The organism is Candidatus Thiodiazotropha sp. AKIB8 (assembly GCF_058244675.1).
Window position 1 is genome coordinate 186083 of the sequence record NZ_JBSYOO010000028.1, and the last position, 22111, is coordinate 208193.

Here is a 22111-nt window from a genome sequence, read left to right on the forward strand (position 1 = left end):
AGTCCTGTCTCTGATTCAAACCCCAGACTCTGTCATCTACAGAGCCCGGTGGTCAAACTTCCAATTGGTTTTTTCGGGTTAACCACTCACAAACCAGCGGCGCAGCTTTCACCCGACTAAATCAAGTGAAAGCACCCTGCCTTAAGGTGTTTCATCAACGATCTCATCATCCTTTTTCACCGGCATCAGGTCGGCGCGACTGACCCCCATTGAAATCACCGAAGTACTGGCGACATAGATCGATGAGTAGGTACCAATCACAACGCCAACAATAAGCGCCAATGCAAAACCGTGGATGATCTCACCACCAAACAGAAACAGGGCAACCAACACCAGCAGGGTCGTTCCCGATGTTATCAAAGTTCTGGAGAGGGTCTGGTTGATCGAAGTGTTAATAATATCAACCGTCTCACCTTTGCGCATTTTACGGAAATTCTCACGAATGCGGTCAAATACGACAATCGTGTCATTTAGCGAATAACCGATCACCGCCAACACAGCTGCCAATACAGGTAGATCGAAATCAACCTGAAACAGAGCGAAGAAACCGATTGTGATCAGAACATCATGAATCAGAGCGATCACAGAACCCACAGCAAATCGGTACTCAAATCTCAGACCAACATAGATGAGAATGCCGATCAGTGCATATAACATGGCCAGACCGCCATCCTCTGTCAATTCATCACCAACCTGCGGGCCAACAAACTCCACTCGACGTAAATCAGCATTGGAATCGACGCTCTGCATCGCCTTGAAGGCACGATCACTCAATTCAGCACTCTCCACATCCTCTCTGGGCGCAAGTCTGACCAGAACCTCACGGGATGTGCCAAAGTGTTGAACAACAGCATCTGAAAAGCCATCGCTATTCAAGGCCTCGCGCACTGCGGCAAGTTCCACAGCTTGGGGATATTTAACCTCGACCAGGGTGCCGCCTGTAAAGTCGATCCCCAGGTTGAGTCCACGCACAATGATCGCTCCAAGAGCGATCAACAGCAGCACACCGGAGAAGATGACCGCCAGTTTGCGTTTCCCCATTAAGTCGATATAACTACCTTTATTCAATATCTGCATCTGTTCCGCCTCTTCAGATCGCCAGGGATTTAACGCGCTTACGACCGTAGATCATATTAATCACCGCTCGAGTTCCGATGATGGCTGTAAACATGGAGGTTAAAATACCTATAGCCAGCGTCACTGCGAAACCTTTAATCGGCCCGGTTCCAAAACTGAACAGCACTATCGCGGCTATCAAGGTTGTGATGTTGGCATCGATGATGGTGGAGAAGGCCTTTTCATAGCCTGACTGAATACTCGCCTGGGGCGAATTGCCGTTTGCAATCTCTTCACGGATACGTTGGAAGATCAACACATTCGCATCCACTGCCATACCGACAGTCAATACGATACCTGCGATACCTGGCAGGGTCAGTGTAGCCTGTAACAGCGAGAGTATGGAGACTATCAGCACCAGGTTCATTAACAGGGCCATGTCTGCTACCAGACCAAACACCTTGTAGTAGATTGCCATGAATACCATCACCAGAGCCAGACCTATCATCACCGAGGCAAAACCCTGATCTATACTGTCTTGTCCCAGGCTGGGACCTATTGTGCGCTCTTCGACAATTTCGATTGGCGCAGCCAATGCACCAGCTCGTAGCAACAGCGCCAGGTCATGGGCCTCTTCTGTACTATCGAGTCCAGTAGTTTGGAAACGTCTACCAAAAGGCTCACGAATAGTCGCGATGGAGATGACCTCCTCCACCTTTCGCTTCACCTTAACCGCTTCGCCGTCGACCATGCGGGTCGTAGTGCGATTCTCGATAAACACAACAGCCATCGGTTTACCAACGTTCTCATTGGTCATACGGCGCATACGTTTTGCACCTACACCATCCAGGCTGACAAACACCGCTGGTGAACCTGACTGCTGATCCAGACCGGATGAGGCATCAACGATCTGGTTACCGGTTACGATAACCCGCTTCTTAAGTAATACCGGTTGACCATTACGCTCTTGATAGAGACTCGACCCAGGTGGAACCCGTCCGTTAACCGCATCCTCGACACTGTGTTCGGTATCTGCCAGACGATACTCCAAGGTTGCCGTAGCACCGAGAATCTCCTTTAACTTGGCAGGATCCTGAGCACCAGGCAGTTGTACGACAATGCGTCGAATACCCTGTTGGGTTATGGATGGCTCGGAGACACCCAAGGCATTAACACGATTTCGCAGGGTGGTTATATTCTGCTGTAATGCAAACTTCTGGACATCCTGTTTCTCAACAGGAGACATGCTGACAATAACCAGAAAAGCATCGGCTTCATCGACCTCTTCCACATTCAGTGAGCGGAATTCATTACCGATCAGTTCAACTGCTTCGGCGCGTTTCTCTACGGTATTGAACTTCACAAATACCTGGTCGTTTTCCCGACTGATGCGGACATATCTCAGCTTCTTTTCACGCAACAGGGTACGGATGTCGCTACTGTAGCGCTCTGCCGCCTGCTCTATTGCAGACTCCATGTCGACATCAATCAAAACGTGAATACCACCGCGCAGATCCAAACCCAGATACATAGGTTCTGCTCCGAGCCCTCTTAACCAGTCGGGCAGATCGGGAGCAAGTGTCAACGCCGGGGTATAGTTATCTCCCAGCGAGGCAGTAATTTGGTCCATTGCCTTGAGTTGATCTTCTGAACTGTTGAAACGTACCAGCAATTTCTGCTGACGCATCTCAATGCCTTTAGCGGTGATACCCAACTGTTCCAGAGCCTCTTCGACACGACTCTGGGCCGCTTCATCGATCACCCCATTACGGGTTGCCGAGATCTCCATGGAGGGATCCTGTCCAAACAGGTTAGGCAGGGCGAATAGTGCGCCCAGCAGGACCACCACCAGAACCATTAGATTCTTCCAAAGTGGATATTGGTTCATTGTGTCTTCTAATTTAAGTTATGCCATTAAATAGGGACAGCCTGACCGGCTGCCCATGCGTATCGATACGACCTGGACTAGAGCTCTTTCAGAGAACCCTTGGGAAGCACAGTGTCCACCGCCTGACGACGAATTTTAACTTCAGTCCCTTCAGAAACCTCAACCAGGATAAAGTTCTCACCCACATCAGAGATTCTGCCTGCAACGCCGCCAGAAGTCACAACCTCATCCCCTTTGGCCAGAGCATCGGTCAACTTCTTATGCTCTTTCTGACGTTTAATCTGAGGACGGATCATCAGGAAATAGAGCACCGCACCAAAAATGACCAAAGGCAGTAATCCGGTAATTGCATCGGCCTGACCAGTTGTGGCGCTTGCTTCCGCCATCGCATCGGAAATAAAAAAACTCATTGTTATCAACCTCTCAATAGGGGTTAAAAAAACTGGCCCAAGCCGCCTAAGCAAGCTCTGGGCAAAAAATCAGCCGCCGATTATGACATAGATGTGAGTAATAATCAGTGGTTTGTGCTGTCCAGAAGCAGTTTTCAGATCAACATCCCGCCAGAGCAGGAAATTGCCCGAAAAACTCAACAGTGATTCATTGAAACGTAATTGAATTGAAACGTACAAGTCTTCATTACTGTGGTGGCACCAGATGGCCGGACAACTGCTTTGAATATCTATTACCACACCAAAGTGACGAAAAAGCACTCCATGACTCAATTATGTAGCCTGGATGAAGCGAAGCGGAATCCGGGATAACCTTGCCCCCCTGTGGTGGCATCAGACGGCCGGACAATGCTTTGAATGTCTATTACCACACCAAAGTGACGAAATAGCATCCATCAAATTGTCTTGCCTGGGTCTTTCTTGAAGGCCTCAGTACCAGATTGACACATAAGCCTTGATGACATTCGCCGAAAAGGAGTAGTAAGGCTCTTCACCAACCACCCCGCCTCGAGTCAGATCCCGGAAATCGTCATAGTCGAAACGGATGTAGTCGTAGGCCAGATTGAGACTGCCACGGTCGATGAATTGCCAGAAATTTGGCTTGATCGCGTAACTCATAGAGAGACCAATGGTGTGACTTTGAAAGCTACTCAACTCCTTATCCCTGGCAAGATAGGTCTGAGGCGCGCGCCGGGAGAACAGATCGCTGTAAAAATCAGCCCCTTCCTGGGTATAGTAGCGATAGCGTATATCAAATACCCACTTCTCCTTGAAGGGATGGGTATAGGCAAACTCCAGATTATTGGCATCAATACCCCAGGTATCGTTGAAGTAGCGATATTCACCACTCAGAGCCGCCCTATAGGGAAGATAGTATTTCAGCCTCAGCGCCAATGCGTTACTGGTACGGGTTTTTGGGTATATCTCCGGCAGATAACTGAAGCCATTGCTGCCGAGGGGATCAAGGTATCGGTAGGAGCGATAGGGGTTGTTGAGATAACCCTCATCAGTGATGGTCTCCCAGCCGACACCCAGAATGGTGTTCTTGGTTAGTATCTGGCTCAGGCCAACCCGATAGTTCTGTCGCTTAACTTTCTCTCCGAAATCAGGGTCTCCATTGCGGCTGATGTCGTCATTACCCACCGAATAACCCAGTGAGACTGTTGTCAGATCGCCAAACATGTCGTGACTGATAGTGAAACTGCCGGTATCTGATAAGTAGTCACTCTCGTCACTCTTAGTTAACGCCAGACTCATCAAGGTCTTGTTATGCAGATAGTCCATCGACAGACTGGTCTCTGTTCGCTCTTCGGTATAAGGCGATGCGGTAGAGACCACATCCACAGAGGCGCTGGAGATTGAGTCCACATAGTAGTTGGCATTCAGTGAGAGGGAGTCACTAACAGATTTACGCACCAGAATCGAAGGGCCATCAACTTCGACCCCACCGCCATCGTAACGGTGGTACATGATATCGGCCCTATCTTCAGGCAGCACTGTGGCAAACAGACCAAAGCCTGGTATTGTGGCCATGATCATCAACAGCCATTGTCGTCCTGGACTTTGAAGAGCAGTTAATTTTTTCATATTAGTTACAACCGCATCCACCGCCACCACCACCTTCAGCGCCCCGGGCCGCTTCACGTGTCTGGTAAACATGGTGTCGATAACCATTGGCTATCGCGTCCCGTTCAAAACTCATTATTGGATCAGCCAGATGAGCCCTTTCATAAGGCTGCACCCAGGGCTCGATGCTACACCCCGATAAAGAGAGGGTCAGCAGTAACATTAGAAGTCGACATGAATTAGACATGGCTACAGGACTCATTCTCTCAGCAGGGCGCGAATCTGTTGTTGATAATCGTCTTCATAGCCTGGCTTATAGCCCTTATGCAGGTAGCGGATTTTTCCGTCCCGATCCACCATAAAGGTGCTGGGCATTGCTTTCACCTGATACTCCTTGCTGACAGCGTTATTACTGTCATATAAGACAGGAAAATTGACTGGTATATCTTTAAGCATCTTCTCCGCCAGAGCCGGTTCTTCATCCACATTAACACCAAGCAATGTGAAGCCCATATCGTGATAGCGATCGTAAAGCTGCTGCAAAATAGGCATCTCCTGACGACAGGGACCACACCAGGAGGCCCAAAAATTGACCATCACCACACTACCCCGAAGCTCGCTCAGTTTGATGTTTTCACCAGTGCGGCTTTTAAGGGTGAAATTCGGCGCAGGTACTGCGTCGCTTGCGGCCAGAAGCGTGCCACAAAAGGCCATCAGCAAACCACCCAGAATCGTGTATCTCAAGCTTCGCGATATACCAAATAAAGTCATCTTCACGTCATCTATCCTCAGAAGAAAAAGGTCAGGCTGCCGGTCATTTCAAAATTGTGAGTGGTCTTACTCTCACCCAACAGATCCGAGTCAAACATATGATCCCTGGCATCGAGATGGATGGTCAGCCAGTCGCTGATCAAAAGCCGATAACCTGCCCCGACATTGATAGTAAATTCATCATCACCGGCAAAGCGGGTACTGCCGATACCACCAATCAGATAGAACTGGCTGTTGTAGGCATATTTACCGCCGAGAAACACCTCTCCAGGAAGAATATTGTAACCAGCCGAGAGGTTGTAATAGGTAAATTTTCGTTCTCTGTCGGTGAGCAATTGCACATCACCACTCAGCTGTTCATAACTGGTTTCATTTGCTTCGGATGTACCGATTGCCGCCTCGAGAAAGATCGATTCTGTACCATGGTATGCAAGGCGTAGACCGTAGGCCGCACTGGTTCCAAAGTCCTCGATATTCATCAACCCGACATAAGCGCCGATTTCGAAATCCTCTTCGTCGAAATTGGGTTCAGAGATCTCCCTGCGGGCTATCTCCGGTTCGACCAGCAACTCTTCCCTTAGGTTGTCACCAAGGAGTCCCTCCTCCGCATGGCCGGTTGACAGCGTAAACAGACCCAGCAGGGCTGCTGTACTCAGAAAAAGAAACCGAGTCCGATTTTCCACTGGTCAAAATCCTCATTGTCATCACGACTTGTAAACACAGCGTAGTGACGAAACTCACCACGCAGGAAAAAGCGTCTGGTCAGATAGACCTTCAATCCGGCACCAACATGCGCAGTGGTGTCAGTTCGATCTTCTGTCTCCACCAGGGTACTGCTTGGATTGGTACGAATCACTCCCCCCCCAAGGGTAAAAAACGGACTGAATGTCCATTCAGGAAAGGGCTGTGACACCAAATTCACATCAAACAGGTATTCACTGGAGAAATCCCCCAGGGCCTGAGAAAAACTGATTTCGCTGGAGAGGTTTTCGTTGAAGGCGTAACCGGCATAGAGTCCGAGTAGCGCTGCTCCCTCCATATCGCCACCATAGAAGCTGAACTCCCAGGTCCGATCCCTGAAATCATCTTTCGAATAGGCGGCAAGGGGCAAAGGATAACCATCTTCCATGCGGGTCTGGCGCATCTCTTCTATCACCACCCAACCCTGCCTTCCCCGCCGGGTCTCAACTAGAAACCAGTCGGTTCGCCTTTTTAAAATAACCACCCACTCGTCACGCTCTGCCACTTGGTGTACAGGGTAGACAGCGCCAGGACCGGTATGCATCTCAATGTAGGGCGCCATTACCTGAACCCGTAGCGAATCATCATCTGCCCAGCTCAAACCAGGCAGCAACAGACCTAGCAGAAAGCTTAAGGCCGAGAGACGGGAAATAAACCTATTCAGTTGCAAACTTCAGTCATCCACAGGAGCGAGAAACGGGTCATTGTAGTACTGTGCACCGATATCAAGCCATTCATAAATAAGCTTGAGTTCAGCATCAGTGAGATATCCGGCATGCACACCGCCTGTCTCGAAGACCTCGGTAAAGCGGCTTTCGTTGGCTGAACCCGCAACCATGGAGGCCCCACCTGGCACAGGTACAGTAACATCAGGCAAGGGGATCGGATTACCTTCACCATCAAGAACTAATTCACCGTTCTCATCCGTCTCATAGAGCTGATTGCCATTTTCATCGGTTGCAGGCACCAGCAGATCGACCAGGATGCCATCCACAACCTCCTGCATGTTGTCTTGATAGAGCAGCTCATGATAGGCGTTGAAGTGTTCGGGTTCATCTTCCGATGCCCCCTCGCTGAGATCGAGTTGTGCGTCGGGCACCACTGTCTCTCCAGCATCATCCGTATCATGACAGACGGTGCAGGTATGATCCTCTACAACATTCTCATCACCATCCAATACAGTTCGTGATACCGCCCACAGAGGATGAATATGCTGCTCATAGTGAATCATTGCCCGACAGAGATCATTCCAGGATGAGCTGCAGAGGCTGTCGTTCAGGGGAGAGGCGGTATCCAGATCGGCATAACGATACGAGAATGGCGCATCGACTTGTCTGACTTCAGGATCGCTCCAGACATCAACGAATACCAGGTCCATGTCAGGATCACAGGCAGCTGCGGTACATTGCAGACGGTTACGTGTCTGCGCCATGGTCTCGCCCACATCTGTCCAGAGTTCCGGATTGGTATTGGGAAAGGGTTGGCCTGTTTCGACGCTACCGCTGTTCACACTGGGAGGCGCAGCTGTGAGTCGGCCATGGGCCAATAGACTGTCACCCTCATGGCAACCACCACATTCAATAACCTCACCGGGACGGAACTGTAGCCAGAAACTGTGTACCTCGTTGGTGCGTCTGCCATCAGCATCGAGCACACTGAAGCTGATCGGCACATTGGCAGGTACTTTAACCTGTACCGATCCATCAGGGTCAATTGGGGCATATCCCAAAACCTCTCGCATACCGAATTGGGCCGTGCTGCCAAAGGCGCTGTTGGAAAACTCTAAAACATCATCATCCGGAATTGTAACCTGCTTGATCAGACGCAGAAAACGGGCTGGACGATTAGCAGCAGAGGTCAGTGTTGGATCTGAGAGGGTGGCAATATCCGGTTCAGCGATATCGACACCATCCAGATCATAGACACTGCGAATTCGCAGCAACCCGGCCTTTTCCGAAACCAGAGTGGGGTCCAGATCTATACCTGCTGTCTTATCATGGATGATCAGGGGCTCTGTACGCTCTACGGCGACCACTACATCGGTGTAGACCACCCCCTCTTTCGGTTTAACGATCGGCAGCTGAGTCTGTTTTGAGGGATCGTAGATGAACAGACTGTAGAGAGGAGGCGCCGGCTCTGCATCAGGATTTGCCAAACGCTCATCGTTACAAGGCACAATTCGCTCATCTTCGATCAAGCGACAGGGACTCCAACTGATCAACAGACGGTCAGTATTGTCGAATAGCGGGTGAGCACTACGCAACTGACCGCCCATGGTGAGGCTGCCGTCAGTGGTAATCTGGTGATTTGTTGCACTGCTCTGAGCCGGGCCGGTCATCCCCTGGTTCTCCCAGGTGGCCAGTTCGTTGTCGAAATAGGTTTCGCTATCGATGAAGATCAGCGCCCCACCTGCCAGGGTGCCATCAAAGGGTTGGATCAAGCTCATGATACGACCGTCCGGCATCTCCTGGGGCCGCATAAACTGTATCGTGCTGCCATCCGTACCAGTGTCATGACTGTTCAATCCGTAGAGCAACTCCAGCTCTGTGCCATCTGGGTTGATTCGATAGAGATGGATCGCGTTATTACCATCCGCATTGTCCCAGCGGCTGAAGACAATCTGACCACTGGTCAATACACTCGGGGAGAAGTCATGGCTGCGATTGAAGGAGATCTGATTGATGCTGGTGCCATCATCGTTCATCACATGCAGCACCATGGCGGGCTCATCCACAGATCTTTCCATGGCCAGATATTGAGGCTTTCCCTCATCCAATAAGCGCGCTTTGGCCTGACGCTGTCGAGTGGAGGAGAAGACGATGCGTCCATCGGGCAGATAGTGGGGAAAACGGTCGTGACCATCCTCTGCAGTGATATCCGATACCACGATTCGCCGTAGATTTGCTGAGGGAATGTCATACTCCCAGATGTTCCAGGTAGGCTGATCTTCCGGTTCAGCATCCTCGATCAGTGGCAGCCTCAGAGAAAACAGCAGTTTGGTGCCATCGAAAGAGACCGAAACATCCTGCACATCACCTTCACCACCAGTGACCGAACCGGTGATATTGACCTCATCCGCACCTGCGGCAGCATAGTCCTTCAGATAGAGATCACCACCGATTTCGGTGGCCTGACTGACCCGAATATCGGTATTGCTCTCTTCGGTAACAGGTCGCTTGACATAGGCAATGGGATAATCGACGACCACAGGATCAGGATCTTGGCTCTCTCCACCACCACAACTCACTAGCACAAGGGCTATTGAGAGCGCATAGATAAGGCTCAGAAATGCCTTGCGGTTAACTGGTTTCATGAACAGTCTGTTCCCTCAACATCCGATAGCTGCAGCTCAGATAGAGCCTCTTATTGAATAAAGTTGAATTCTGCTATCGGCTAATAAAATCATGGACTTGAGAGTCTACCCTATCGAAAACACTAATCAGTGCTCAAGTTCACAACCTGAACAAACAAAAGTCACGAATCCATGACTTTGGATTGACAAAAATAACGACTGATATAGAAGAGGGAGATAAGGTTCCAATCTGCCGGGGAATCTATTTCCGGCGATGTGGTGAATAGGGATTCAGAGGGCGAGAAATCATGTCGGGAAAACACCCATCCACTCCCCAGTGCAATTATGGCTGTTTAGCTACCAAAGTGCTCACACTGAGCCTTGCACTCTTGTTTGCACTACCCGCCATGTCTGGGCCGCGGGAACAGGCAAAACGCATGCATGACCGTATTGCCGGTGTACCACCCAGTGCTGAGACCCTGGCAGAGATGGTCACCGAAATTGAGAACAACGACCCTCTGGCGGCAGCCATGCTGGCAATCGAACACCCCGATTTCTACAACGTGACCCTGAAAAACTGGGCGACACCCTGGACCAACGAGGAGCAGACCCCCTTTGCCCCACTCAACGACTACAGCGCTACCGTCATTGGTATGGTGCGCGACGAAGTGCCCTTCAACCAACTGCTGTCAGCCGACATCATCTACACCGGTAGCAGCAGCCCCGCCTACTCCAACGATAACAACGACCACTACGAGGCGATGGAGACTCAGGGCATAGACCTCAAACAAGCCTTGCAGAGACAAACCCAATCCAGCGTAACCGGCCTGCCACCGGAAGGTACCGCTGGCGTGATCACCACCCGCGCCGCCGCCCGGGCCTTCTTTATCGATGGCACCAATCGGGCAATGTTCAGCTTCACCATGCTCAACCATCTCTGCAGGGATCTGGAGCAGATAAAGGACCCTACCCGCCCCAGTGACCGGGTCCGTCAGGATGCATCACGCAGTCCTGGTGGTGACAGCCGGGTATATTTCAACAACTGTGTCGGGTGCCATGCCGGTATGGAGCCATTGGGCCAGGCCTACGCCTACTACAACTACGAATATACAGATGACATGGAGACCGGCCGCCTCTCCTACACCCCCGGCAATGTGCAGCCTAAGTATCTGATCAACAGCTCTGTCTTCAAGGATGGGTTCGCCACACCTGACGACGAGTGGGACAACTACTGGCGTGAAGGACCCAACTCCATTCTCGGCTGGGATTCCACTCTGCCTGGATCGGGCTATGGGGCAAAATCGATGGGGGAGGAGCTGGCCAATAGCCATGCCTTTGCAGAGTGTCAGGTTACCAAGGCCTTTCAGGCAGTCTGTCTACGCTCTCCTGTGGATGGAGCCGACCATAACAAGATTGCTGAAATTACCAGCAGCTTTAAATCCGGTTACAACATGAAAAATGTGTTCGCGGAAGCGGCCGTCTATTGTGCGGGAGACTGATCAGTGAACATACATAACGGATACAACAAATTTCTAAAATGGAGTCGCGGCAATATCTGGCTGCTCTCACCCGTACTCTTGCTCAGTGGACTGCCGGCTTGTCAGGATGGCGTCTCGAACGAGTCTCAGCAAGAGACCACCGTCAATTCGAGCACTTACAGCGGCCCCGCCGCACGTACCAGTGATATACAGGGTTTCAGGGTCAGCCTATGGGAACCCTTGCGAGCACAGAACCGCTGCGGCGCCTGTCACAACACGGGCGGACAAGCCCCAGTGTTTGTTCGGGAAGATGATGTCAATCAGGCCTACGAATCGGTCAGTGGCTACATCAATCGCTCTGAACCCGACGAATCATCCCTTGTAACAAAAGTTGCCAATGGGCATAACTGCTGGGAAGCCAGTGACAGCGCCTGCGCCACGATCATTACCAACTATATCGAATCCTGGGTTGGTGATGGCGCCAGCGCTGGCAGACAGATAGAACTCGAAGCACCACCAGAAAACGTAGTCGGCGAAAGCAAGACCTTTCCTGACGATTCAAGCCTGTTCTCAAGTAATGTCCATCCCCTGTTGACTGATTACTGCTCCGAGTGTCATGTAGAGGATGCCGCCTCACCACAATCCCCCTATTTCGCAGCCCCAGATGTAGAGACCGCCTACGCGGCAGTGAAGAACTCCATCGACCTCGACACCCCCAACAACTCCCGCCTGGTACAGCGTCTTATAGAGCTGCATAACTGCTGGGATGACTGCCCAAGCAATGCCCAGGAGATGGAGACAGCCATCACCAATATGGCCAACAATATCTCTCCGACACCGGTTGATCCTGACCTGGTCGTCAGTCGGGCATTGACCCTGCCTGAAGGTACGGTAGCCAGTGGTGGCAGCCGTCAGGAGAACGACATCGTCGCCCTGTATGAGTTCAAGACCGGCAGTGGCAGCACCGCCTACGACACCAGTGGCGTGGATCCGGCAGCCAATCTCACCCTCAGTGGTGACACCACTTGGGTGGAAGGCTGGGGTCTGGAGTTCAAAACCGGCAAGGCTCAGGGCAGTACCGGTGACAGCCGAAAACTGAGCCAGTTGATTCAGGCGACCGGTGAATACACGATAGAAGCCTGGGTAGTTCCAGCCAATGTCACCCAGGAAGGTCCAGCGAGAATCATCAGCTATTCAGCGGGAATCAACGACCGCAATTTCACGCTTGGTCAAACCCTCTATAACTACAACTTCCTGCATCGCTCAAGTACCACAGACGGTAACGGCGAACCCGGCCACTCCACTTCAGATGACGATGAGGATCTACAGGCCACTGAACAACATGTTGTTGCCACTTTCGATCCAGAAAATGGACGCAGACTCTACGTCAACGGCTTATTCACCGATGATCTGGACGAGACTGCACCAGGCAACCTCAATGACTGGGACGACACCTATGCCCTGGTACTGGGTAATGAAGCTTCCAGCGACCGCCCCTGGGCAGGAAAGGTTCGCCTGCTTGCCATTCACAACAGGGCTTTGACCGAAGCGCAGATTCAGCAGAACTTTGAAGCCGGTGTCGGTGAAAAGTATTTTCTACTCTTCAATGTCAGCGACGTGGTCAATCTGCCTCAAAGCTATGTGATGTTCGAGGTCAGCCAGTATGACAACTACAGCTACCTGTTCCGCCAACCCAAATTCATCAGCCTCGATGACAGCGTTTTACCGGGATCGATCCCACTGCAAGGCATGCGCATCGGCATCAATGGCAAGGAAGCGGCAATCGGCCAGGCCTATGCTTCGCTCGACATGACAATCAATGACTCAGAATATACGGTAAATGGTCAGTTACTTTCGAATATAGGCACCACGATTGCCTCTGAAAAAGGCGCAGAGAGCGATCAGTTCTTCCTGACTTTCGAAACACTGGGTGACCAAACCAATGTCTATGTCGAGCCCGAAGTTGTTCCACCTGGTACCCCCGCTGATGCTGAACCAGCATCCACAGTGGGATTACGTACTTTCGATGAAATCAACGCCACCATGGCCTCACTCACAGGTGTAAGTCAGTCCCTCAGTGCAGTTCAGACCACCTACACTACGATCAAAGAGCAGCTGCCCTCGGCAGAGAACATCAATGGGTTCCTCTCCTCCCATCAGGTCGCTGTCTCGCAACTGGCGATAGAGTATTGCAGTGCCATGGTCGATGATACTGCACTACGATCCAGCTTCTTCCCAGGGTTCGACTTCAACACCAACGCCAATGATATCGCCACAGCCACTTGGCAAAGTCAGGTGGTGACACCGTTGATCGTTAATTTCATGGGTGAAAACCTGGCTACCCAACCTGACCCCGCAATGGTTGAGAGTGAGTTAATGACACTATTGACCGGCAGCGTTGGCCTGGCACGCTGTAGTGGACAATGTGCAGCAGACCGTACGGAAAAAGCCACTAAGGCTGCCTGTGCCTCACTGCTGGGCAGCGCAGTGGTGCTACTGCAGTGATACCAGATGAAAGCGTGTGACGCGCGGACTGAAGATACCAGACGGAAAGATAGATTATGCGTAGAAAAGTGAAAAACCTCTCGCCGGATGCTCCCCTGCTGCATCCCGATCATGCCCGCCCAGTGACACGGCGGGATTTTATCCGTCAAGGCTTTATGGCTGGACTCGGGGCAGTTACCACGCCCTCTCTGTTCGGGCTGTTTGCTAATCCGAGGGAGGCCAAGGCAGCACTATCTTCTGATCTGGAAACCCTCAAAACCTCCTGCGGTATAGACACACTGGGTGGCGGCAAGATCCCGTTTATCTGTTTCGATCTGGCTGGCGGGGCTAATATCGCCGGTTCCAATGTTCTTTCGGGACGACAGGGAGGACAACTCGATTTCCTCACCACTGCTGGGTATAACCGCTTGGGACTACCAGGTGATATGGTGCCATCCATCACCAACCCGGACACAGGCTTGAGCGACTTCATTAATAATGAATTGGGGCTTGCCTTCCATTCTGACAGTGCCTTTTTGCGCGGCATTCTGGAAAAGGTTTCGGTGGGTAACCGGGCCGGTATCAATGGCGCGATCATTCCTGCACGTTCGGAAAATGACACCGCGAATAACCCCCACAATCCGATGTATGCCATCAACCGCTGTGGCGCTGATGGAGAGCTGCTGACTCTGATCGGTTCTCGCAGTTCCGACTCTGGCGGTAACTCGCTGGCGCCAGCGGATCAGATTGATCCTTCTGTTCGCCCGACAAAAGTTGACCGCCCCAGTGACACCACTGGGTTAGTCGATACAGGCAAGCTTGTCGGCATGCTGGATCAGTCTGATGCTGTTGCAGTAATGGAAGCGATTCAACGCATCTCAGACATGAAACTCGACAGCGTCAACACCGGTATCTCCACAGATGATGTCGTCAAGGAATTGGTTCGTTGCGGCTATGTTAAGAGTGCAGACTTAGTCGACCGTTATGGTGATCCAGCAGCGCTGGATGTCACTGCAGACACCGACATCATCGGCCCGATCTTCACCCAGGAGGAGTTCGATAGTGATGGAGAGTTTCGTAAAACTGCCTCGGTAATGAAGTTGGTCATCAATGGCTATGCAGGTGCAGGTACAGTCACCATGGGTGGCTATGACTACCATACAGGTGACCGTGCTGTGGGTGAGGTCCGTGATCTACGCGCTGGCCGCTGCATGGGTGCCTGCATCGAATATGCTGCCCGTATCGGTACACCATTGATGCTGTATGTCTTCAGTGACGGATCTGTCTCCAGCAATGGCTCGGTGGACAACTCTGCCGACGGCAGAGGCAAGGGTGTCTGGACGGGTGACAACCAGTCCACAGCCGCCTCCTTCTTCCTGGTCTTTAACCCCGCCGGTCAGCCAACCCTTGCAGGTGGCACCGCAGATGAACAACTGATCCATCAGCAGATTGGCTATTTTACCGCTGATGGTGCAGTGGACAATGGTTCAAGTCCTGCCGCCAATAACGTTAATCAGTTGGTACTGACCGTAGCACTCAACTACCTCGCCCTGCATGGTGAACAGGGGCAGTTCAGCTCACTGTTCGGCACCAGTCTGGGTAATGCAGCAATGCTAGACAGCTTGACCGCCTTCAATCCAGTTGTCTGAGGGAAAATTGAAACAGATTGCCGCTCCTCCTACCAGGGAATGGCAGCGCTCTTGATAACAACCAGGTCACAAAAAAACCACTGCCAATAGTGGCGTCAATTGATTAGAATTCACCGCTTGAAGTTACCCGCCAGGAAGATCCCGAAATGGAACAACAAGCTGTCGATTTTATCGTTTGGAATACAGACCCTACGTTAATCTCTTTTGCCGGCTTGGAAATCCGCTGGTATGGCGCGCTCTTTGCCCTTGCCTATCTACTGGGTTACCAGACCATTCATTGGATCTACCAAAATGAAGGGCGGGAGACCCAACACCTGGAACGTCTATCTGTCTATCTGGTCATCGCCACCATTGCTGGCGCACGATTGGGGCACTGCCTCTTCTACGATCCAGGCTACTATTTGAGTCACCCACTGAAAATTCTAGCCTTCTGGGAGGGTGGATTGGCCAGTCATGGTGGTGGTCTCGGTGTACTGTTCGCCCTCTACATCCATAAACGACAATCTGGTGAAACCTACCTCTGGCTTCTCGATCATTTTGCCATCCCTACTGCTTTGGTCGGTATGCTGATTCGCTTGGGCAATCTATTCAATTCGGAAATCTACGGCACACCAACCAACCTGCCCTGGGCATTCATTTTCGAACGTATCGATCAAATACCCCGCCATCCGGCACAGCTCTACGAAGCAATTGCCTATGGTTTGATTTTCGTTACCCTGATAATGTTCTACAGACGCATGGGACAAAAGGTTAAGGATGGTCTGATTTTCGGTCTCTTTCTGGTGGCAGTTTTCAGTACCAGATTTATGGTCGAATTCGTAAAAACCAAACAGGCGGCTTATGACAGTGATGTCTGGTTAAGCACCGGCCAGTTACTCAGCCTGCCATTCATTGCTGGCGGCCTGATACTGATTCTCCTGGCGCTCAGGAGAGCTGAAACCAAGCCAGTGGAGCACACTTCCTGACACGCTGTGCCAGATTGAACAATAGACACCGATCAGACAGACTACAATTAATGGTTCCTGATCATAAACGGCTCTAACCTTGCTCCAGAATCTACTCGATCTCTATCTCGAAGCCGCACCCTGGCTTCTGCTGGGGCTCGTAATGGCAGGTCTGCTCAAGGCCTGGCTACCAGCAGGCTTTTTGCAACAGAAACTTGGCCAGGGACGTTTCCAGCCGGTGTTCAAAGCGGCGCTTATCGGCGCCCCACTTCCACTCTGCTCCTGCGGCGTGCTACCCGCCGCCATGGGTCTGCGCCGCAGCGGTGCCTCAAAGAGCGCCACTCTCTCCTTTATGATCTCCACACCAGAGACCGGCCCCGACTCCATCGCCATCACCTACGCCCTTCTGGGTCCCTTCATGGCCCTATTGCGACCGGTCGCGGCAGTCGTCAGCGCACTCTTCACCGGACTGCTCAACAACTTCTTCGACTCGCAGCAGGAGATTAAACAACCATCCAACATCCTACCAGTCATCGACTCAACTGCTTCTGGTTGTAACGAAGGAGCCTGCTGTGCAGTAGACAGAGAGAAAAATGAGGGTATCTGGCAGCGCAGCGTTGCAGGACTCAAATATGCGTTCACTGCTATCCTCGACGATATCGGTTTGTGGCTGATTGCTGGCCTGATCCTGGCAGCCCTGGTGATGAGTTACATTCCAACAGAGAGCCTGTCCAGTTGGGGCAGCGGACTCCCGGCCATGTTGATGATGCTGCTGGTCGGCATTCCCATGTACATCTGCGCCACCGCTTCCACCCCTTTGGCTGCTGCAATGATTCTGGCCGGTATCTCACCCGGTACCGTACTCGTCTTCCTGCTGGCAGGACCTGCCACCAACCTGGCCACCATCGGCGTAATACAGCGGGAGATGGGGGTAAGAACCCTGGTGATCTATCTGCTGGGAATCTCCCTTTCCAGTATCCTGATTGGACTGGCAACGGATAGTGCAGTCACCGCATTCAACATACCGGTTGAGGTATTGTCATCACAGGAACCCCCAGAGCTGATAGAGTTCCTGGCAATACTCAGTGGTCTGCTACTGCTCTTCTTCATGCTCGGAAGCGTACGCAGAAAACTGAATCTATTCTGACTGGCTCTGTCTCCAATGTAGTGGTTAAGTATTATTGGCCACTACATTCAAACGGTGAGAGTCCTTGATATCTTCAAACTAACAATCAGTGTCCGGTTAAACCGCTCCTATACTTGGCTGTAGCATGGGACGAACCCTAACACTTTGAAGCAAACACCCTATCGGTTGAAGATCATATGCTCCCCCAAAAAAAACAGCTTATTACCGCTTAATACCACCTAACCATTCAGTCCAGAACATCTACCTAGCAGAACCGAAAGCATACAGAAATGCAAAATAATCCTATAAGGGTAATCCCCAGTTACCAACATACTTCCAAAAACATACCATTAGAAATAAACCCTAATAAAGCACGGAGGGAGTCGTGACCAACCCTAGCCCAATCACCCAACGAATGACGCCCCAGCCAAACACAGTGGCAAGCATCCATTCGAATGGCGCTCAAAAAGAAACCGGACAAGCCCTCTATCAACGAGCGAGTCAAAGCCAACACCCCGACACGCTCATAAAAGAGCAATTCGAGCAAACACCCCAACCCGAGAAAACCAAACTCGCGAATCAATTCGTCAACGCAGCAGGCCGTGAGGGCCTGAACCAAATAGCAGCAACCCCAGACGGACAACACGCCCTTGCGACAGTCTTCAGCCACTCTGGCGGTGACGCACGCCAATTATTGCAGGAAGTCCATAAGGGACAAGGAAATACAGCCGTCAACTACACAAATAAACAGGTCGATGAAGGCAAGAAAGTAGCAGTGCCGAGCTTAACTGCAACTGCAGCAATAACAGTAGGTGGTGCGGGGAACAACGAACCTTCATTTAAAGATGCGATTCAAGATAAAGAATTTTGGGGAATATATGCTAACAAGGTTCAAGACTTAGGCATTGCCACAGGGAAGATGTTGTTGGGTGAAGCAAGTGTATATTCAGGCTGGGTAATGAATAAAGTACCTGGAGGCCAAGTAACAGGAGCGTATCTTATGGCTGATGGAGCATCTTTATACGCAGGTGGTGTGAGTGATGTAAGTAACTTGTTTTATGGCACATCAAATGATTATGATGTATTAGGTAAAGCCTATAAAAATGCAGGCGAATATTATTTTGGCGATAAAGCTTATGGAAATATAGCCAGAGGCGTAGTTGGTTTAGGCTCTGTTTTTAGAGCAAATACTATACCTGTAAGTGCTACGTTCAACTCCTCTGAATGGGGAAGCTCTGCTTTAACATACACAAAGACGGTTCCAGCATTTTATAATAGCAATAACACCCTAAGAGCAGCAGATGCTATCAGTGTGGCTCAAGGGGTTAAATCAATAGACCACGACGAGTAAACTCAAGGCTTATGTATGAATTGGTTGTGGCTATTGATAAGTATTATTGTGTTTATTTTTGTTGAAGCACTAATTCATTTAAACTTTAAAAATAATAGAATAATTTCTGAAATATTAACTATTATAATTTTTCTTATAAGCGCGTTTCTTGTGGTAAATGATAAAGCAGAAATATATATCACAGGTGGAATATTTATGTGTTTAGCATTGTATTTGGATTTTAAACGAAGGAGAGAATAAACAGTAGGGGCAGGTACGAATGGCACTTGGATGATCGTAACCTACTAATACAAAAGTAATTAATCAAGACAGGCATTATTTGAAGTAGGAAAACAGACGCCCCAACTTCCACTTTTTTCTATTGGTAAAAAAATATCACCACAATCGACTAATCCAGAAGACTCAGCCGTTTATCATCTTCTAATTGAGTGATCTAGATTCTATTTTCCCGAATAAGGCGCAAGAAACTTTATGCCAATCAATACGCATTGGCAGAGATCTACTTGCCCCCAACCAGATAATCCACATTCAACGCTCTCAATCTTTAGATGTTAATCGGTTAAATCAACTGATTTAGTCGATAATCGTCATAATTTCATCTCGATAGAACAAAATGGAAGCTGGGAGACTTGTTATCTCCCTTCAAATAATGCCTGTCCTGGTTTACTCTTTATTGCACCATTGCTACGCACTTAATCAAGAAGGCAGTGTCTATCCTTCTTATACCCTATCCATCTTTGAGAAGGCCTGAGAAGTCCGCTATGGACTTCTCAGATCGCAGCGCTTTGACAAAGTTACCCAATTCCAAGGCTTGGCGCATAACCTTCGCCGCGCTTATTTACTGCGCGATATAGACCGACCCTGAGTCTGTACCATTGTCGTCATCCAAATAGGCTCCCACAGCGAGACTATCCGCAGAGAGTGAAACGCTATTGCCGAAGTAGTCCCCCGCCGCGCTATCGTCTGGGGTCCATATGGCCCGTTGAGTCCACACACCGCTACTGCGTGTAAATAAGTAAGCAGCCCCTGAATCAGCACCGATGACGTCATTACTCCGGGCTCCCACTGCTAAGCCATCCTTTGACATTGAGACACTGACCCCAAAGGTGTCGTCGGCCGCGCCGTCCGAAGCTGTTAGTTTTTGCTGCTGACTCCATACACCGCCACTGCGAGTAAACACGTAGGCCGACCCTGAGTCTACTAAGCCATTGGCGTCTTCAAAAAGGGCCCCTACCGCAAGGCTGTCCTCGAACAGAGAGACACTATAACCAAAAAGGTCCCAGCCCGCTGCATCCAACGCCGTCAGCTTTGCCTGTTCAGTCCACACTGTGCCGCTTCGGGTAAACACATAGACTGCCCCAGGACTTGTGCTGCCATCATGGTCATTAAGATGAGCCGACGCGGCGAGGCTATCTTCATATAGTGAGACGCTAAATCCAAATTCGTCGCCAGCCGCCCCATCCGCAGGGGTCAGCTTGGCCTGCTGACTCCATACTCCGTTAGTACGGGTGAAGACGTAGGTCGATCCGGAATCAGAGCCGTTATCGTCATCACCGGAGGATCCCACGGCGAGGCTATCCCCGAATAGCGATACCTGATAGCCGAACTTATCGTCAGCCGCACCATCCGCGGCCGTAATCTTGTCCTGCTGGCTCCACACCCCGCCACTGCGATTAAATATATAGACCGACCCAGAAGCAGAGCCTAGGTCATCATCAAGGAATGCTCCCACTGCCAGGCTGTCTCCTGACAGGGATACGCTCCAGCCAAAGTTGTCATCTGTGGTGCTGTCTGCACCATAAAGTTTAGCTTGCTGATACCACACGCCGCCAATGCGGGTAAAGACATAGACCGCTCCTGAATTTGAACCGTTGCCGTCGACGCCATAGGCTCCCACCGCCAGGGTATCCCCAGAGAGCGAAACGCTGTAACCCAACCAGTCGCCAGCCTCGCCATCAGCAGTCGTCACTTTGGCACGCTTAAGAAGGGTTTGCAGGCTCTGTCTGAAGATGCTGAGATTATAACTACGTGTGCTGCTACCATCTTCGGCGGTCACCGCGATCACCACGCTGTTAGCGCCCTCGGCTAGCTCAATCCAGGCACTCTCTTCACCCGAAACAGTCGTGACACCATCAATGCTCATGCTAGCATTCTCATCTTCTGTGAAAGCGGTAATGCGTAACCCTGTAGAGAGAAAATTTACTGTGGCAGTGTAATCCAACAGGCTCGACTGAAACACTTGATCAAGTTCGCTCACACTTAGTCGGATGTCGTCCAGACGTGCATTTTCCGACAGGGGGTTCTGGGCGTCACAGATATATTGTGTTGACGTGATTTCGGCCGGATCAAGGCTACCATTGGTTGGGTTATTGTCGATACCGACATCAAATCGGATGCCGCCATAGGTGCAGTTAACACCCGCTGCCTCGGTGCTTTGGTTCACCAGGGCATTGAGTCCATCGGCACCATCCGTACCATCAACACCGTTAGTAACATCAACCCCATTGGTACCATCAACCCCATCACTGCCATTACATACTACAGAAGTGGTGTCGATTTCACTGTTTTCGAGAACACCATTGCCGTTATCATCAATGCCGATATCTAATCGGATGCCGCCATTGGGACAGGTAGGCCCCACTGCCTCGGTGCTCTGGTTCACCAGGGCACTGAGTCCATCGGCACCATCAGAGCCATAGCTGCCGTTACACACCACTTCAGTAGTGTCGACTTCGGTTTCTTCGAGAATGCCATTGCCATCGTCATCGATGCCGGCATCAATCCGGACTCCGCCATACGCACAGGTAGCCCCTGCTGGTTCGTTGCTCTGATTAACTAGGGTATTCTGGCCATTCGTGCCATCGTTCCTGCAAGCTGAGAGCGTAATTAGTAGTAAAAGGGTGGTGATTTTCAGGAATTGATTTAGAGGGGGAACATCCATCGCGACTCTCTCTTTACTTTTTTGTGATTCACATTATTAATTCTTATCGGTAATATCAAACACGATGATTTGACAGATTAATTACTATAATCGTGAACGCACGACTGACCTGTAGAGGTATTGGTGTATTGTTTAAAATGCCTGGTTAACCACGTCTTACCATTGGCATGGCTCAACAATAAATAGAAAGGACCTGTACTGCATATCTCTATCTTTAAGAATTATTTTTCTATAAAAAAGTAACGGGTAACTAAGGCAATAAGACCTAATAGACCAATAATTAAGAATTACTATCGCTCGGTTAGCTGAAAACTTTAGGGAATCTCTGATATATTCTGGACGAAGCAGATTGTGCCCTAAAATATTCAGGTTCAA

At 50.5% G+C, this 22111-nt stretch carries 16 protein-coding genes; 6 read left to right on the plus strand and 10 right to left on the minus strand.

Annotated elements, in window-relative coordinates; translation table 11 throughout:
• Positions 1-141: 141 nt before the first annotated feature.
• The 9 genes from secF to AC4IFB_RS06505 all read right to left on the minus strand — a co-directional run bounded on the left by secF (position 142) and on the right by AC4IFB_RS06505 (position 9784).
• Positions 142-1077: a protein translocase subunit SecF gene (gene secF, locus AC4IFB_RS06465; RefSeq protein ID WP_490778652.1), complete on the minus strand. Its 936-nt coding sequence runs from the start codon at positions 1075-1077 to the stop codon at positions 142-144.
• A gap of 13 nt (positions 1078-1090) precedes the next feature.
• Complete coding sequence (gene secD / locus AC4IFB_RS06470; protein WP_490779711.1) at positions 1091-2944, minus strand: protein translocase subunit SecD; 1854 nt, start codon at positions 2942-2944, stop codon at positions 1091-1093.
• Between the two features lie 77 nt (positions 2945-3021).
• Positions 3022-3354: a preprotein translocase subunit YajC gene (gene yajC, locus AC4IFB_RS06475; protein ID WP_490778650.1), complete on the minus strand. Its 333-nt coding sequence runs from the start codon at positions 3352-3354 to the stop codon at positions 3022-3024.
• A gap of 468 nt (positions 3355-3822) precedes the next feature.
• Positions 3823-4980, minus strand: a complete 1158-nt coding sequence (locus AC4IFB_RS06480) for a DUF3570 domain-containing protein (RefSeq protein WP_490779712.1) — start codon at positions 4978-4980, stop codon at positions 3823-3825.
• Position 4981: 1 nt separating this feature from the next.
• Positions 4982-5206 carry a DUF4266 domain-containing protein gene (locus tag AC4IFB_RS06485; RefSeq protein ID WP_490778647.1) on the minus strand — a complete coding sequence of 75 codons (225 nt, stop codon included), beginning with the start codon at positions 5204-5206 and terminating at the stop codon, positions 4982-4984.
• Positions 5207-5217: 11 nt separating this feature from the next.
• Positions 5218-5730 (minus strand): TlpA family protein disulfide reductase, encoded by a 513-nt coding sequence (locus AC4IFB_RS06490; RefSeq protein ID WP_490779731.1) that lies wholly within the window; start codon positions 5728-5730, stop codon positions 5218-5220.
• Positions 5731-5747: 17 nt separating this feature from the next.
• Positions 5748-6413 (minus strand): outer membrane beta-barrel domain-containing protein, encoded by a 666-nt coding sequence (locus AC4IFB_RS06495; protein ID WP_490778646.1) that lies wholly within the window; start codon positions 6411-6413, stop codon positions 5748-5750.
• Complete coding sequence (locus AC4IFB_RS06500) at positions 6383-7141, minus strand: outer membrane beta-barrel protein (RefSeq protein ID WP_490779713.1); 759 nt, start codon at positions 7139-7141, stop codon at positions 6383-6385. The genes AC4IFB_RS06495 and AC4IFB_RS06500 overlap by 31 nt, the downstream gene beginning before the upstream one ends.
• 3 nt (positions 7142-7144) lie before the next feature.
• A complete protein-coding gene (locus tag AC4IFB_RS06505; protein WP_490779714.1) occupies positions 7145-9784 on the minus strand; it encodes an HzsA-related protein in 2640 nt (879 codons plus the stop codon).
• Between the two features lie 287 nt (positions 9785-10071).
• Here AC4IFB_RS06505 and AC4IFB_RS06510 point away from each other — a divergent pair, with 287 nt between their 5' ends.
• From AC4IFB_RS06510 to AC4IFB_RS06535, 6 genes are all read left to right on the plus strand, one after another.
• Complete coding sequence (locus AC4IFB_RS06510; RefSeq protein WP_490779715.1) at positions 10072-11262, plus strand: hypothetical protein; 1191 nt, start codon at positions 10072-10074, stop codon at positions 11260-11262.
• Positions 11263-11265: 3 nt separating this feature from the next.
• Positions 11266-13746 carry a LamG domain-containing protein gene (locus AC4IFB_RS06515; protein ID WP_490779716.1) on the plus strand — a complete coding sequence of 827 codons (2481 nt, stop codon included), beginning with the start codon at positions 11266-11268 and terminating at the stop codon, positions 13744-13746.
• Positions 13747-13802: 56 nt separating this feature from the next.
• Complete coding sequence (locus tag AC4IFB_RS06520) at positions 13803-15374, plus strand: hypothetical protein (protein WP_490778641.1); 1572 nt, start codon at positions 13803-13805, stop codon at positions 15372-15374.
• 146 nt (positions 15375-15520) lie between these two features.
• Positions 15521-16339 carry a prolipoprotein diacylglyceryl transferase gene (gene lgt / locus AC4IFB_RS06525; protein WP_490779717.1) on the plus strand — a complete coding sequence of 273 codons (819 nt, stop codon included), beginning with the start codon at positions 15521-15523 and terminating at the stop codon, positions 16337-16339.
• A gap of 79 nt (positions 16340-16418) precedes the next feature.
• On the plus strand, positions 16419-17465 hold the full coding sequence (locus AC4IFB_RS06530; RefSeq protein ID WP_490779718.1) for an SO_0444 family Cu/Zn efflux transporter: 1047 nt from the start codon (positions 16419-16421) through the stop codon (positions 17463-17465).
• A gap of 364 nt (positions 17466-17829) precedes the next feature.
• Positions 17830-18795 carry a hypothetical protein gene (locus tag AC4IFB_RS06535; protein ID WP_490774932.1) on the plus strand — a complete coding sequence of 322 codons (966 nt, stop codon included), beginning with the start codon at positions 17830-17832 and terminating at the stop codon, positions 18793-18795.
• Between the two features lie 838 nt (positions 18796-19633).
• Here AC4IFB_RS06535 and AC4IFB_RS06540 read toward each other — a convergent pair.
• Positions 19634-21736: a DUF7151 family protein gene (locus AC4IFB_RS06540; protein WP_490779719.1), complete on the minus strand. Its 2103-nt coding sequence runs from the start codon at positions 21734-21736 to the stop codon at positions 19634-19636.
• Between the last annotated feature and the right edge of the window lie 375 nt (positions 21737-22111).